12 protein-coding genes and 1 pseudogene are annotated in these 15,100 nt (G+C 50.0%); 8 read left to right on the top strand and 5 right to left on the bottom strand.

Annotation, left to right across the window (positions count from 1 at the left end):
- Window positions 1-285: 285 nt before the first annotated feature.
- The 5 genes from Pan241w_RS07670 to Pan241w_RS07650 all read left to right on the top strand — a co-directional run bounded on the left by Pan241w_RS07670 (window position 286) and on the right by Pan241w_RS07650 (window position 4,998).
- Window positions 286-1,398, top strand: a complete 1,113-nt coding sequence (locus Pan241w_RS07670; RefSeq protein ID WP_145213310.1) for an ATP-binding protein — start codon at window positions 286-288, stop codon at window positions 1,396-1,398.
- Window positions 1,399-1,546: 148 nt separating this feature from the next.
- Window positions 1,547-2,764 (top strand): DNA polymerase Y family protein, encoded by a 1,218-nt coding sequence (locus Pan241w_RS07665; protein ID WP_145213306.1) that lies wholly within the window; start codon window positions 1,547-1,549, stop codon window positions 2,762-2,764.
- Entirely contained in the window at window positions 2,764-3,234 is a 471-nt protein-coding gene (locus Pan241w_RS07660; RefSeq protein ID WP_145213303.1) for a hypothetical protein, read from the top strand. Before Pan241w_RS07665 ends, Pan241w_RS07660 begins: the two co-directional genes overlap by 1 nt.
- Before the next feature lie 427 nt (window positions 3,235-3,661).
- Window positions 3,662-4,522, top strand: a complete 861-nt coding sequence (locus Pan241w_RS07655) for a substrate-binding periplasmic protein (protein WP_145213300.1) — start codon at window positions 3,662-3,664, stop codon at window positions 4,520-4,522.
- Window positions 4,519-4,998, top strand: coding sequence for a macro domain-containing protein (locus Pan241w_RS07650; RefSeq protein ID WP_145213297.1), 480 nt, complete (start codon window positions 4,519-4,521; stop codon window positions 4,996-4,998). The genes Pan241w_RS07655 and Pan241w_RS07650 overlap by 4 nt, the downstream gene beginning before the upstream one ends.
- Window positions 4,999-5,470: 472 nt before the next feature.
- Here Pan241w_RS07650 and Pan241w_RS07645 read toward each other — a convergent pair whose 3' ends face one another.
- A complete protein-coding gene (locus Pan241w_RS07645) occupies window positions 5,471-5,932 on the bottom strand; it encodes a hypothetical protein (protein WP_145213294.1) in 462 nt (153 codons plus the stop codon).
- A 535-nt stretch (window positions 5,933-6,467) separates the two neighbouring features.
- Between Pan241w_RS07645 and Pan241w_RS07640 the strand changes: the two genes are divergently transcribed.
- The gene (locus Pan241w_RS07640) at window positions 6,468-7,553 is read left to right on the top strand and encodes a class I SAM-dependent methyltransferase (RefSeq protein WP_145213291.1); all 1,086 of its coding nucleotides are present in this window, start codon (window positions 6,468-6,470) and stop codon (window positions 7,551-7,553) included.
- A gap of 32 nt (window positions 7,554-7,585) precedes the next feature.
- Window positions 7,586-8,002, top strand: a complete 417-nt coding sequence (locus tag Pan241w_RS07635) for a methionine-R-sulfoxide reductase (RefSeq protein ID WP_145213288.1) — start codon at window positions 7,586-7,588, stop codon at window positions 8,000-8,002.
- Window positions 8,003-8,762: 760 nt separating this feature from the next.
- Here Pan241w_RS07635 and Pan241w_RS07630 read toward each other — a convergent pair.
- Complete coding sequence (locus Pan241w_RS07630) at window positions 8,763-10,382, bottom strand: protein adenylyltransferase SelO (RefSeq protein ID WP_145213285.1); 1,620 nt, start codon at window positions 10,380-10,382, stop codon at window positions 8,763-8,765.
- Window positions 10,383-10,930: 548 nt separating this feature from the next.
- Between Pan241w_RS07630 and Pan241w_RS07625 the strand changes: the two are divergent.
- Window positions 10,931-11,917 (top strand): annotated as a pseudogene (locus Pan241w_RS07625) (phosphatidylglycerol lysyltransferase domain-containing protein); the annotation flags it as partial.
- 167 nt (window positions 11,918-12,084) lie between these two features.
- Here the strand turns inward: Pan241w_RS07625 and Pan241w_RS29665 are convergent.
- The 3 genes from Pan241w_RS29665 to Pan241w_RS07610 all read right to left on the bottom strand — a co-directional run bounded on the left by Pan241w_RS29665 (window position 12,085) and on the right by Pan241w_RS07610 (window position 15,089).
- Complete coding sequence (locus Pan241w_RS29665) at window positions 12,085-13,251, bottom strand: GNAT family N-acetyltransferase (RefSeq protein ID WP_145213280.1); 1,167 nt, start codon at window positions 13,249-13,251, stop codon at window positions 12,085-12,087.
- Window positions 13,252-13,447: 196 nt separating this feature from the next.
- Window positions 13,448-14,635 (bottom strand): hypothetical protein, encoded by a 1,188-nt coding sequence (locus Pan241w_RS07615; protein WP_145213277.1) that lies wholly within the window; start codon window positions 14,633-14,635, stop codon window positions 13,448-13,450.
- A gap of 4 nt (window positions 14,636-14,639) precedes the next feature.
- Window positions 14,640-15,089, bottom strand: coding sequence for a hypothetical protein (locus tag Pan241w_RS07610; protein WP_145213274.1), 450 nt, complete (start codon window positions 15,087-15,089; stop codon window positions 14,640-14,642).
- Between the last annotated feature and the right edge of the window lie 11 nt (window positions 15,090-15,100).

Genomic DNA, 15,100 nt, shown 5'->3' with positions numbered 1-15,100 from the left:
TGGACTCAGAACTTTTACCCAGTCTTCTCTTCCCAGATCCTCAACTTCCATCCTCACAGTAAAATAATAAAAAAACAGGTGACAGATGGTGAAGGTGTGCATTTCCCCCATCATCAATAGTACTGTTGAACATAGAATCAAGCTTGTGTTTACCCTAGTCATAGCAACAGTTTCGGCGCAAACCTGATTCACTAAAATAATTGTATATTATTTATGCTATTTATATCACTTTAATAATTACTGAATCGTTCTCCTAGCGCCATCTAACTGGTTCAGGCCTTCTTTATGAATAATGAAAAGCAACTTGAAAAATTTGATGTTTTATTAATTGAAGAAAATCCAACTCATGCCACCTTGATCATTGACCAATGGAATACAGTCAACACTGCTAAAAAATCGAACGTCACACATGTGCGATCCGTTACCGATGCGCTTGACTCTCTCAAAACAAATACGTTCTCAGTTCTGGTCCTTGATTTGGATTCATCAGAGACTCCCGCGATTGAGTCATTATCACAGATCCTTAAAGCTTCTCCTGCTACTCCTGTTATTGCTCTGGCTACCACAGATGAAGACGCTCTCAGTACAGAGGTCATTCAAAAAGGGGCACAGGACTATCTTATTAAAGCAGAACTCACCGGACCAATTCTCTACCGTACGGTTCGACATGCCATCGAACGCAAAAAACAATTAATATCATTAACACTGCATAATGAAAATTTGCAGGCCTTTGCACAGGCTGCATCACATGACTTAAAAGCTCCCCTGGGGAATATCAAAACGATCAGCCAGATTGTGCTCGAAGAAGCAGGAACCTCTCTCGAATATCCGGTTCTGGAAATGCTCCGCAGTCTGCCGGTGATTGCTAATCGTCTCAAAAAATTGATCGATGACCTGCTCCGTTTTTCCCTACTGGGGCATAAAAGTTTGCAGCTGGATCATATTTCCCTACGCAGCTCAATTAAAATCGCGTGTGAATTTTTGGAAGAACAAATTCGAAACCAGGGTGCAACCATAAAAATAGGCCCCCTGGACGATGTTGATGCTGACGCGGCCCTGATGACAACAGTCTTCCAGAATCTGATCGGTAATGCCTGCAAATATGTAAAAGATGTTTCCCCTGTGATTTGCATCAACACGAAAACAGAAGGACGGTTTGTGGTAACGATGGTCCAGGATAATGGAATTGGCATCCCCGAAAAAGAACAGCAACGCATCTTTGAGCCACTCAAGCGCGCGGTTAACGCCAGCGACTATGAAGGAACCGGATTAGGACTCTCGATGGTGAAAAGAATTATCGAAGCCCATCAGGGACAGGTCTGGGTCGAATCTGAACCCGGCGAAGGCTCCACATTTTTCTTTACGATCCCTCAAGCCAATTCCTATACCGCATCATGACTTCAAACGTTTCATTTTGACGCCGCCCGAAATGCTAAAACTTGCCAATCTGAAACCGAACACTGCTCCTGATTTCTCCAACACAATCGCGGTAAAAACCCCGGTACTGTTCAGTAGTATTCCATAATAATTTTGATACGATGCCCGCATGGGCACTAGTTTCATTGGACATATTGACTCGGATTGTTTCTACGTAAGCTGTGAAAGAATCAGATCTTACAGCCTGCGCGGCGTTCCTTGCGGCGTCTTGGGTAACCAGGGAGCGTGTGTCATTGCCAAGAGCTATGAGCTCAAATCCTACGGCGTCAAAACCGGCCACCCAATCTGGGAAGCCAAAAAGCTCTGCCCGCACGCCGTCTTTGTCAAACGGGATTTTCGCTGGTACGAAGTCATCTCGCGAAAGCTGCTGGACCTGCTCAAAACCGTCAGCCCGCTGGTCGAATACTACAGCATTGATGAAATGTTCTTCGACGCTTCCGAACTTTCCCGCTATTTTCAACTCCCCCTGGAAGCAGCTACCCGCGCACTACAGACGCTGGTTCAGGATCAGATCGGCGTCCCCGTTTCGATCGGCATCGCCCCCTCACGCACTCTGGCCAAGCTCGGCAGTGATACCGCCAAACCCTTCGGCGTGCAGGTAATCGAAAAGGACTGTGAATCGTTTCTACGCTCACAACCGGTCGGCGAACTGTGTGGCATCGGCAGCCGCAGCGCCAAAAAACTGCACGACAGAAATATTCGCACCTGCTGGGATTACCGCCAGGCAGATCGGCTGATGATTCGTAACCTGCTCACGATTAAAGGCGAAGCCCTCTGGTGGGAACTCCGCGGCGATGCGACTAATCCGATTCAAACCTCCCGACCGCCCCACAAGGCCATTGCCCGTGGCGGATCCTGTGGCGGAAAAACCCTGGACCCGGATCGCATTCGTGCCTGGGCCGTCAGAAACATCGAACGCCTGATCGAAGCCCTCGATCACCACCGCGTCTATGCCGGTCATATCAGTCTGCAGATCGATGCCAACAAGACGGCGCTCTGGCTCGGCCGGACTCCCCTGGCAGTCCCTTCTGCTTCGTTTCGCACCATCTACGATGCCGTCATGCCCATGCTAGCCGCGGCACCGACGAGCCACCCCGTCAGTCACATGCACATCATCGCTGAAAACCTGACCTGGCGGGACAAGATTCAAAAATCACTTTTCTTCGAAGAGGCACAAAGCCCCCTCGATCAACTCAAACGCGACATCAATCAAAAACTGGGCCGGTTTGTGATCCGCAGTGCCGAGACACTGCCGCTGCATGAAATCTATCATGACGCGACACATAACTACGATATCTGTGATATTTCAGGAAAGATGTGTTTCTGATGTGTACCGGAATTACCCTCACCTGGCGGGATATCCCCACCAGACTGATCCAAAAATATCAACTCGAAGAACGCATCATTCAGCGTTCTGAAACAGCCGACAAAGAAATCCTGTTCCTGCAACGGCATCGGCGCCCGCTGCTCCCCGTCTTTTATCAAGGCGAATTGCAAATCCTTCCCTGGGGCAATCGGCAGCGAAACTGCAACGCCCCCCTCGCCTGGTGGTGTGAAGTTTCCACGCTCGAATCAGGTGCCTGGTCCATGTATGCTCCGGAACCGGTCGAAATCCTGGCGAACTTCGGCCTCGAACGGGGTGTCTGGTTTCAGATCAAAGAAGGCATTCAAGGCACCATCATCCACGACCAGCACGAACAACCCTATGTCTATCTGATCCTGCAACCCGCGTCCCACTACTACCAGGTCATGACTGGCTATCACCGCGAACCCGTTTTTCTGGGCGAGCAGATTTGAGAACCAATCGAACTCCCGCTATCTTAGTAACAGCTCTCTGTTGAAGATCACGAAACCACATCAGGGAAAAAAGTTTTAATCCAAAGAGGCCTCTTATGTTTATCTGGCTCATGTTGATGGTGATAGGAATTCATATCCTGATCAGTACAGCCATAGACCGGAACCCCCTGATGAATGGTCCGACCGCTTCGATCTTGATCATTTTGTATGGACGCAAATTTGTTCGAAATATGCATTATGGTTTAGGGCTATTTTTGATCTTACTCAGCTTTTTTCCACTTATTGTCGTTCTTCTATTTGGGTTCCCTCATATCTAAAACTCAAATACTGAAAACAATTCTGCCCGGACAACGAAAACGAAACTATTGAGCACACGCTCCTCACACGATATACTCCAGCAAATTCCCATTACTCAGGAGAAAAGACGATGAACGGATTTCGTGTCGACGCTGCCATATGCCTGATGTTACTGAGTCTGCTGTTCACCGCGTGTGGACAAGAGAAAACACCGACGCCTCCCCCTCCTGACGCGAACCCCGAAGTCGATATCATCCCGGAACCGATTGAAGGTGCCGACAGGCCGCAGTTGACGGTCGCCATCAGCGTTGATATTGCTCCTTATGTCATGAAAAATGCGAAAACCGGCATCGAAGTCGATATCGCCACCCAGGCACTCCCCAGCTATCAGCTCAATTTCATTCAAATGCCTTATGAAAAACTGCAGTCCGCCGTCGCCGAAAACCGGGCCGACGTCGCTTTAGGAGTACAAAATTTCAAAGACGTTGAAGGCATTTTCTACTCCGATCATTTCATCGATTTCGTGAACTCCGCAATTACGAAAAAATCGGCTGGTCTGAAAATTGAAACCGTCGCCGATCTGGCCGATCACAAAGTCCTCACTTGGCAAGACGCCTACCTCGAACTCGGCCCCGAATTCAAAAAACTGTTCTCTCCCGATTCCCCACAACGCAAGAACTATGTGGAAGTCGCCGATCAGAGTGATCAGGTCAAACAGTTCTGGGAAGCCAAGGACGCTGTGATCGTGATTGACCGTAGTATCTTCAATGCCATCAGCCAGTCAACAGGACATCAACTGGATGGAGTCGAATACCACGCGCTCTTCCCCGAAGCCACGTATTTTAAAGCAAACTTTGAAGAACCCGACGTCCGCGATGCCTTTAACGCCGGCCTGAAAAAACTCTGCCAGAGCGGCGAATATGCCAAACTGCTCAAGAAATACAACATCGACCTGCCCAGCACCATCTGTGATTCCAAGTCCAAACCATGACCGAGATCACCTATTTGAAAGGCGATGCCACCCAGCCGCAAGCCAAAGGAAACAAGATCATTGCCCATATCTGTAATGATCTGGGTGGCTGGGGCAAAGGCTTCGTACTGGCAATCAGCAACCGCTGGCCTGAACCGGAAACAGAATATCGCCAGTGGCATCGCAGCCGGGCCAAAAATAACTTCGGTCTGGGCGAAGTCCAGTTCGTGAATGTTGACCGGTACATCTGGGTCGCCAACATGCTTGGTCAGCGCGGCATGAAAACCGGCAGCAAAGGCCCACCGGTTCGCTACCCGGCCATCGAACAATGTCTGACCTCCGTCGCCGAGAAGGCCGAAGAACTCTGGGCCTCTGTCCACATGCCGCGCATCGGCTGCGGTCTGGCCGGCGGCAAATGGGACAAAATAGAACCGCTGATTCAACAAACCCTCTGCACTGCAAAGATCAACGTATTTGTGTACGACTTTGGAAAGTAAATCGTCCACAACCTGAAGAAAACAGACTTGACAGCAACGCGCCGTTTGCCATGATTTGCGGAATTGTGCGTCGCGCGCGAGAACACTACTGGTTCAGCTGAAGAAATGAAACGACTGGGAAAATCAGCACTTACAAAGTCCCTTGTTTCAGAGCGATTTTCAAAAAACCTGCTCATGCTTTCCCTTATTTTCGACACGCTTCGTCCCGCATTGAACCACACATCAGCCCATGTTCGCCAGTCATTGAGCTGATATCGACGCGTTTCACTTGTCGCTTGGCTTCCCATTATTTTGATTCCCCTCTTGACGCGGCCCTGCCCTTATCGATGATTCCTATCAGAGTACAGCAGCCCGAGTAACATGCCGACTGCTTTACAACCAACCATCGTATCGAAAGGCGCGCAGCGTCAGAGAGGAAAACAGTTCACTGCATAAGCGTCATGAACCAGTAAGAGAAGCGATTCGAAATGAATCAGTCGGCGGCACCAATGTCGCTGTTGAAGGCGTCTTGGATAATACGGCGCTCGTGGCGCTGGTGGGCGATATAGCTGGTGATCCAGTCGCGGAGTTCGTGCCTGAGTTCGCCGGCGATCTGACGCATCTGATGCAGCGGCAGAGAATCCTGCATCCGAACCTGTAACTCATTCAGCTTCTTCAATAAGTCGCAGCGTTCCTGATACAGATTTCGAACCTGCCCCTGCCAGTTCGGTTGTTCTTCGAGGACTTCTTCCAGGTAGCCTCCTTCGTCCTGCAATTCGAATTCGCGAGGCATCATTTTCAAGAGTGTATCCAGTACCTGGGAAATCCATTTCCAGGCGCCCGCATCGCCGTCCGATTCTTCCAGCAAATCCAGCAAGTCGCCTAGCAGGATATATTCCAGTGCGGAAATTTCTTCTAAGGCGCCATTCACAATGCCTGAGTTTTTTCTGGTCATACAGAGCCCTCCTTCAATTCACAACGAGACAACATTGAGAGCCGTCACTTTGTGACTCGACAGACTGAACGCAGATCACTTCTGCTTGAAATTGTCGCGATCAATCGGAAATGAAATCAGAACGCTTTGAATTGCTGTCACTAATTTACCATCTCCGATTCGGCTGGTCAAAAAAACTTTCAGTTTGAGGGGTTTCTTGCAGACACTGTTCATGGATTCGTTATGCAGAAGCCACAACCGTGAGCCATTGAGAAAGTCTTAACTGATCAGAGTTTATGAATCGAACAGACTCAATTTGGTGAAAATGGGAAACAAAATAGTTGTGCAGAGTGAAATCGTCGACCTGCCCCCCATTTGAGAGTCTCTCTTCGTCAAGATTCGCGGAACAAGGCCATTGCATTTGTAGAATCAAAGCCCGGCATGCGATACACTTTAATCAACAGATACAGCGGATTGAAAATTGAAGCTTCACACACATATCCATTAAAACACCGCGACAGCCGCGTGGCTCAATTCAGAAACAGGATCAACAATTATGCCCACAACGACCGGGATGAAGGGGGGCGGATATTACGATGCCAACTCAAAAGAGCAGCGGTCTGCTTCCGAGGCATTTCTCCCCTGGCTCGAAGAAGCGATCACCGCGCTGCCGGAACCAGACTCGCATCAACATTCGTGGAACTTTCTCGATATCGGCTCTTCAGAGGGAGCCAATGCGATCTACACGATGAGTCGGCTGATTGAAATCGTACGTCGCCAGTCAGATTTACCAGTATGGGCGCTGTTCGATGATTTGCCTACGAACGATTTTAATCAGATGTTTTTGAATCTGTTTCCTGAATCGAAGCCCGCTCTTTCAGCAACCGACGTCTATACCGCCGCCATCGGCGGGTCCGCGTTTGGACGACTCGTGCCTCCCCGCAGCCTGCATCTGGCGACGACATTTAACGCCATCGGATTTTTTGAAACCAGACCGAAGGCACAGCTGCCAGGCTTTGTCCTGGCCATGCAACCCAATCCCGGTGCACCACGTGAAGGAGTTGATGTAGCCGCCAGCGAACTGATTCCATTTCAGAAACAGGCCTATCAGGATCTAAGCCACTTTTACGCGGCACGGGCCGAGGAGCTGGTCCCCGGCGGTAAGCTGCTGGTCCAGATCTTTGGAAAAAACGAAACGCAATCGACGGGTCACGGGCTGATGGATGTCCTCAGTGATGCATTATTGGATTTCGTAGAAGCCGATATGCTGCCCCGTAGTTTTTATGAAGACTTTCTCTTTCCCGCTTATTATCGCGATATCGAAGAACTGACGGCCCCCATCCGGAACGAACCGGAACTGTCGGCCGCCTATCGCATCGAACACGCCGAAGCACGCGATGTTCCCGTGCCGTTCAATACAGCGTTTGACGAGACCGGTGACCGGGAAACCTGGGCACACAACTATATCAGTTTTCAGCGGGCCTTTACGGAACCGGTTCTTGCAGCCGCCCTCCCGGAAGACTTACCGCAGGAAAATACGATCGAGAAAATTTACCAACGCATGGAACGACTGCTCATCGACCATCCTGAGCGATACGAGTTTCATTTTATCTCAATTGCCGCGTTACTCACCCGACTTTGATCGACCACATTCCCTATTATTGGAACTCGCTGATGGAATCGGAATCATCCGAAACAAACTATAATGAACTCACTCCCGAAGAAGCCCGTGTGATCCTGCACAAAGGAACCGAGCGGCCTTTTTTCGGCGAATATACGAACCTGAAAGCAGCGGGCACATTTATTTGCCGCCGCTGCAACGCCCCCCTATATCGCAGTGAAGACAAGTTCGAAAGCCATTGTGGCTGGCCCAGTTTTGATGACGAACTGCCGAACGCCGTCGATCGTATTCCCGATGCAGATGGTTTTCGCACGGAAATTGTCTGTCATAACTGTGGAGGTCACCTGGGTCACGTTTTCCTCGGCGAGCGCATGACCGAAAAAAACACACGGCACTGTGTCAATTCCGTTTCCATGAAATTCATTCCCACCGACGAAACCATGCCCGACGTGATCACGGACAACGGGTAACTCACCGTGTGCCACGGCCCGGCTTGCCCGGCCGTGCAAAGTAATTCACGGCGACTTAGTTATCGAAACGTAGGGGTCGCCCCATGTGGCGACCCGCCTGGTGAGATTCGACTCTGAATTGCCGTACCAATGGATCCGGTAAAATCATTCGCACGGTAAAACAAAAACCACCCCGACACTGCGGGCGGCCACATAGAGCCGCCCCTACCGCACGTTGGTCATCTTTTTCTGGAATTGTACCTTCACCGTTGGGCAAGCCAACGGTGCCACCCGGGAGCAAGATACGATATGAACCCTGACATGATACAAGGGACTTTCACATTTTTTTCGTGAGCTTTCGTGTCTTTCGTGGTAGTAAAAAACAGATACCATCCCTTCACTGATAACACTCACCGTGTGCCACGGCCCGGCTGGCCCGGCCGTGCAAAGTAATTCACGGCGACTTAGTTATCGAAACGTAGGGGTCGCCCCATGTGGCGACCCGCATGGAGAGATTCGACTCTGAATTGCCGTACCAATGGATCCGGTAAAATCATTCGCACGGTAAAACAAAAACCACCCCGACACTGCGGGCGGCCACATAGAGCCACCCCTACCGCACGTTGGTCATCTGTTTCTGGAATTGTACCTTCACCGTTGGGCAAGCCAACGGTGCCACCCAGGAGCAAGATACGGTATGAACCCTGCCATGACACAAGAAACGTTCACATTTTTTTCGTGAGGTTTCGTGTCTTTCGTGGTAGAAATAAAGTCTACTGAATCACGAACTGCAGGAGAGCATCGAACAGCCAGCGCGACTCCGAGCCCACTCCGGTCGTTTTCCCGCATACTGTTCCTGATCAGGCTGTTCGTCATATGGACGCCGCAACAATTCGAGCAGATCATTGACCAAAGAAAAGTCACCCTCTTCCGCTTTATCAATGGCCAGCTGTGCCAGATAATTCCGCAGAACGAATTTCGGATTCACGCGATTCATCTTTTCCCGGCGAACGGCATCGGACGACGGCTCTTCGCGGAGCCGGTTCTGGTAACACTGCAGCCAGTCACAAATCCTGATGCGAACCTCACCCACCACTTTTTCCGGTTCATAATACGCGTCTCTCAACGGTGCGAGTAACGCGGCTTCGTCGATGTCAGCCGAGGGCTCCCCGTCGACTTCCAGCAACGCCAGCTTACGGAAGAAGATCGTCATATCGGTTTCGACCAGTTGCAGGACTTCTTGAAGTTCTTCAATCAGTTTTATATCAGTCTCTGGCTGTAACGAACTCAAGCCCAGTTTCTCCGCCATCATTGCCTGCCAGCCCTGCTCATAATGATCCACATAAACATCCAGCGCCTGCTGCAACGGCTCTGCATCTTCAATCAGCGGATACAGGGCATTCGCAAACTGCACGAGATTCCAGAGCGCAATCTGCGGCTGATTCCCAAACCGGTACCGCCGCCCCATCGCATCGGTTGTATTCGGCGTCCAGTTCGGATCATAGTCTTCCAGCCAACCATAGGGACCATAATCAATGGTCAATCCGAGCACTGACATATTATCGGTATTCATCACTCCATGCACAAAACCAACTCGCATCCAGTGCACAATCATGTCGGCAGTGCGACGGCAGACTTCTGCAAACCAGTTTAAATAAACATCACGACTCGGTTCGCCCAGATGCGGAAACTCGGTCCGGATCGTGAAATCAACCAGTGCGCGCAATGTCTCAATGTCGCCCCGGGATGAGAAGATCTGATAATTTCCAAAGCGGAGAAACGAGGGAGCCACGCGACAGACTACGGCTCCCGGTTCCAGTTTGGGATGACCGTCGTAAAACATATCGCGTTCGACCTGTTCGCCGGTCAAAACCAGACTCAAGGCTCGCGTCGTCGGCACTCCCAGATGATACATGGCTTCACTGCAGAGAAATTCCCGAACGGAAGAACGTAACACGGCTAATCCGTCTGCGGTGCGCGAATAGGGAGTCGGGCCGGCCCCTTTGAGTTGCAGCGCCCAGTGTTCCCCCTGACTGTTGAGAACCTCACCCAGATTGATGGCGCGGCCATCTCCGAGTTGACCGGCCCAGTTTCCAAACTGGTGACCGCCATAACACATGGCAAAGGGTTCCATGCCCTCCAGGAGCTGGTTCCCGGCAAAGACGGCAGCGAACGCGTCCGACTCTGAAGCGTTGTTCTCCAAGTCCAACAGGTCTGCGACTTCTTTGGAGTAAGCCACCAACTGCGGACGGGCCACCGGCGTCGGCATCACACGCGAAAAACAGGCACCATTCACCTGACGGCGAAAGTTTTTCGCCTCCCGGTCAGCGGGCAATGCGCATGTAAACTGATTTTCGAATTGAAGTTCATCCAGAGCTCGGGGCGTTTGTTGATATGTCATAGCAGAATTCTAGTTTCCAGGACGTTTACCGAAAAGGGACTCAGCTCGCACATCGTGAGCGCGATGCATCAATTTTACAACTGAATGGTCATACGACATCCACAATGCTTGCGTAGTAAAACGAGCCCTGAATTCAGTTTGAATCGAGTCATCTCGGACATTCTGGCATTGAGCCCTCTGACTGCCCTGCCTCTGTAAAAACGACTCCCAGACTCTCCTCTCACACCAGACACCTCTCACCCAAGACAACAGCACCTATTTTACCTATTCATGCAATTTTCACTTGACCCTTAGCTGTACACCCTCTAGCATAAATTCACGGGCCATAAGAAATATACGCATAATAAATAAAATGGACAGAAGATATTTGCAGCTCATTTCGCATCACACCTACAGTGAACTGGAATAACTGTAATACTCATAACCAATTTTATATTAAGCGTTTACCTACTTTTGACTGAGTTTTCCGTGACGACATTCTTTGTCACGAGAACATTTGCTCTCAATCTTTGCAATGCAATTCAATCAAGTTGCTTCAGGCCTGTACTATGATTTCGACACTCTCTCCGCCGAAGGGTACGAACTATTTTGCATCATACGACTCTATGCGCCCGGAACGGATTGCGAAATTAGAATCGCTGGCTTTCAAATATGGTGAATATCACGATTCCTATCTGGTGACCGAACCCAATCGGCACTATTTCTGGGGCAAAGAAGATTGCGGCGTCATTGGCTTCTGCCGCGATGGTCGTTACCTGCATATTGTGGGTGGATTGATTGCCGCGAAAGCGGATCAGCACAAGCTGTTGGAAAATTTTATTGAATTCGCTCGCCTGAATCAGCTCGTGATCTCGTTCTTTGGAATTTCTGAAGTAGAACTGCCGACCTTTCGGGAACAGGGTTTCCGAATCACAAAATACGGCGAAGAGGCCAGACTGAATTTAGCAGACCATCATTGGTCCGGGAAACCATTCGAGTGGGTCCGCAGACAAGAGAATTATGTGCGCAGACAAAACGTGGTCCTGAAAGAATTGCACGAAGCGGATCACGCTCCCGACGAATGGCAGACCATCCTTACTGAATTACTCACGATCTCTGAGGAACATATCTGCAATAAATCACAAACAGGAGAGATCCCTTTCTTTGAAGGGCAACTGATACCGGGATACCTGCATCGACGCCGGCTGTTTGTGGCGCAGGCCGAAGCGGGTCGAGGCAGGTTCGAAGGTTTTTTACTTTGCACGCCCCTTGCCGGAGGAAACAGCTGGTCTTTTGAAATGTATCGCCAGCGCAACGATGCAGTCCGAGGCACTATCCCGTTCCTGATGAAACAGGCCATTGATGTTCTAGCCGAAGAAGGTTGCAAGTCGGTTTCACTCTGCCCGATTCCAACCTTGCGCTGCAAAGCACGTATTCCCGACGATTGTTTCGTCTCTTGGCTGGGATTACGAATCTGGGGCAACTGTCTGGGAGCGATTTTCGATACCAAAGGCATGTATCATTTTAAAAGCCGCTTTCGACCGCAGTTTGAGAATATCTATATCTGTTCTTATCCGACGTCTTCGCTCGGAACCTTATTGAGTTTTGTGCGTTGTGTGAAAGCGCTCAATTTTAAAGTGAGTCACGTTTTCAAGAAACTTCTGACCTGGAATCCGCAACGACTCACCCTGGCACACCCCACGCAGGCTTCCCTCGACTACAGTCAATCTGCGGCGGCCGGTTCGGTCGACATGCGAGGAAATCTCAAGGCACGTTTGGGAAACAATAGAGAAAAGCAACAGGACATCGCCAGCCGCGCCGAAAGCGAGATGCCTTTACTATAAAGGTATAAAGGCTGCTGGTAGCTGCGCAATTTAAAGTGCTTCACGTCATCGGCCGATTGTCCCAGCACGATATCCCGGGCCCCCTGCTTCAATGCGCGATCAGCGGTTTCGAACAGCATATTAAAATACAGGTCGTACTTCGAATTGTTTTCGTAATCCACGCCCAGATAAATCGGCACAAACACCGAATCTGTAAACAGGCAGGCACCGAACGCCAGCACGCGATCCTCTTCATACAGAAAAATGACTTCCATATTGTCGGGCAGACCTTGCAGCATTTCGAGAAAAAACGACTTCGGCAGTCGTTCCAGTTGAATCTTCGCGCGGTCTAATACATTCCGGTAAAGCTGATACACCTCGTCCGTCATGCGTTCCGCTGCTTCCGTTCCACGGTAGTATTCAAAGCGTAATTGATTTTTCTTGATCTTCTTGATTGACTTACGAAGTTTGCCGCGCGTGTCCGACTTAAGACTGGCTAGAAACCCGTCAAAATCAGCATGTTCCGGCTGCATATGATTCATCGGCAGACTGTCGGCCAGACGATACCCACAATCGAGTAAAGGCTGCATCAAAGGCAGTTCTGCTTCGGAAAATTCTTTTGCGAGAATGCATTCTGCTTTGACTTCCCTGGCTTTTGAAACGAGTAACTCATCCAGTTGTTTCAGAATCGCCGCCCTGTCTGCATCAACAGCAAAACAGATATGGTTCTGCCCTGCTGAAACCGGCATGCCGAGAAAAATGACTTTTAACTGCAATAATCCAGGCGCAACTTTCGCAACCTGCTGTGCAACTTTCGCGCTGAAACCTTCCGCGAGCAGACTGATGTCCAGCGTGTACGCTGAAAAGGCGGCGGCACATACCGGCCGCTGATCTTGATCTCGAAAAAGAACATACCAGAACTGCGCATCATCCGACAACGATCGCTCAATGGCTCCGAGCAAGCTCCGCTGCATGAACAGATTCTCTGCGGGCTGGCATAATTGATCCCAGGCCGGACCATCGACCGCATCGATCGAATCCCAAAGTTCAAACGTAAGTGCAGACATCAAAACAAGACTCAAACAATGATCGTAAAATAAAAGGCAGCCTTTAGAAACAGCATTGCTCTATATTCATTTTTCGACCGGAGTCCATTGCATGCAACAATTTAATCTCAAATTCTATGTTGGCAGATTGCAAATAGTACAAATCCCGGACTTCGTATCACCAATTCGGCTTATCAGCGCATTGCTATCTGATTCACTACACAGACAATTCCAATCGCTGCACTTTTCGTGAAGCCAGATACGCGGTGAAAACCGTGATCATACCGATGATCCCAAATACGAATGGAAAATGAAAGCCGGAGAGATCAAACTTGCCTTGGCGTTCTGCCATAAATAGATTGTTATACACATGCAGGGGTTCAAAATCCATCACGCCGGGAATGGACTCCATCATCATGGAACTGACAAAAAAGAGAGCCAGCGCTGTCACGGCACCTCGCACCGGTTTTTTCCACCAGCAGACTCCCAGTACCGCCAGAGAATACATCATCGCATGCAACACAGGAAAGCAGGCGATATAAGACCAGCTCAACAGATTTGAGTAATACATCGATTGCATTGCCGTGTCCTGGTTTAGTGAGTTCCAACTAAGCAGAATTGTGGTCCCATCCAAAACCAGTAGAACGGCGCACAACCCGACGAGATACTTCAACCAGAACCAGCGATTGATCTGTATCGGTCGCGACATCCAGAAATGCGCCAGGCCATTTGATAGCTCTCCAGCAAAGACTCCTGTCCCTACAACCGTCGCCCAAAGTAAGCCAGTGATCCACATGCCGGAAGGAAGACTGTAAGCCGTCAGTTGCATGGCTCGACCTTCGGTGTGCCCCGTCGAGAGTACATTCGCAGTTGCCAGCACCCCAGCTAGTAACAGTCCAGCAACTGCCAATGGAACCGACTGCCTCAAATTAATCCAGACCAGAGCAGAGACTTGTCTGCGATGAGGGAACGAGAGCCACGAGAAAAACGGCGGCCAACTCCAACGACGTTTTTTTTGCCGTGTGACAGACATATTCCGCGTACCATATCGCCGCGTGAACCAGTACCCCAAACCGGCAAGAATCAGTAGATTCAAAAACAGAGGCAGCCAGATTCGGTTGGGCATATCAAGATCGCTGAAACTCCCGGCTCCGTCCCCATAGCCGTAATAAATGACCATCGACTGTGGAAACAGAGCACCAATCCAGTCTACCATGGAATCGAGGCCCGCGCGGGATAACATCATGCGTGCTTCTGTGGGTAAGATCCAGGCAAAAGAAATCGTCACCCCTAGAAATCCAATATGGACTTCATGACGTCGACGCGCACCAATCAACGCCAGGATCAGGAACAAAGCGGTCGCCGATACGGCTGTGATACTGGTAACTTTCGCCAGCAGGATCAATCCATCAACAGGCGTCAGACTGGAAAGCTTCTCTGATTGAGAAACCGGAAGGAAATCCTGCTCGGCGCGCGGGCACCTGTTCCAGAATTCCCAAAGCCAGAAGTACAGCTAACAGGATTGATCCCAGAAATATGGGACCTGCCAGACACACAATTCCGCCAATCATTCGCATAGTTGCTACTCGGGAAAGTGACACCGGCAATGAGGACGTGAACGTGAGTGTGCCTTGTGTGACTTCACTCAAACAAACTCGCATCGCCAGAAACACGGTCATGAACATGCCGTAAACCATACAGACCGAACCAAATCGAGCTACCGGCGTGCGATATCCTGAGGCCAATTCATAAATGACGACATACACTAATCCACACAAAATCCAGGCCAGACAAACAAAAAACGTGCGTTTGCGTTCCTGCCATTCTTTCCAGAGCAGAGACTGTAAAACGGTATCCATAAAACAGGTCC

This window comes from Gimesia alba, from assembly GCF_007744675.1.
In the GTDB taxonomy this organism is placed as follows: domain Bacteria; phylum Planctomycetota; class Planctomycetia; order Planctomycetales; family Planctomycetaceae; genus Gimesia; species Gimesia alba.
This window is presented reverse-complemented; position numbering and strand designations above follow the sequence as displayed.

Bases quoted from the DNA above. Each gene is read 5' to 3' on its own strand.
- Pan241w_RS07635 (WP_145213288.1), top strand. From the start codon at position 7,586: ATGGAATCGGAATCATCCGAAACAAACTATAATGAACTCACTCCCGAA.
- Pan241w_RS07650 (WP_145213297.1), top strand. From the start codon at position 4,519: ATGACCGAGATCACCTATTTGAAAGGCGATGCCACCCAGCCGCAAGCC.
- Pan241w_RS07645 (WP_145213294.1), bottom strand. From the start codon at position 5,932: ATGACCAGAAAAAACTCAGGCATTGTGAATGGCGCCTTAGAAGAAATT.
- Pan241w_RS07610 (WP_145213274.1), bottom strand. From the start codon at position 15,089: ATGGATACCGTTTTACAGTCTCTGCTCTGGAAAGAATGGCAGGAACGC.
- Pan241w_RS29665 (WP_145213280.1), bottom strand. From the start codon at position 13,251: ATGTCTGCACTTACGTTTGAACTTTGGGATTCGATCGATGCGGTCGAT.
- Pan241w_RS07630 (WP_145213285.1), bottom strand. From the start codon at position 10,382: ATGACATATCAACAAACGCCCCGAGCTCTGGATGAACTTCAATTCGAA.
- Pan241w_RS07655 (WP_145213300.1), top strand. From the start codon at position 3,662: ATGAACGGATTTCGTGTCGACGCTGCCATATGCCTGATGTTACTGAGT.
- Pan241w_RS07660 (WP_145213303.1), top strand. From the start codon at position 2,764: ATGTGTACCGGAATTACCCTCACCTGGCGGGATATCCCCACCAGACTG.
- Pan241w_RS07665 (WP_145213306.1), top strand. From the start codon at position 1,547: ATGGGCACTAGTTTCATTGGACATATTGACTCGGATTGTTTCTACGTA.
- Pan241w_RS07640 (WP_145213291.1), top strand. From the start codon at position 6,468: ATGCCCACAACGACCGGGATGAAGGGGGGCGGATATTACGATGCCAAC.
- Pan241w_RS07670 (WP_145213310.1), top strand. From the start codon at position 286: ATGAATAATGAAAAGCAACTTGAAAAATTTGATGTTTTATTAATTGAA.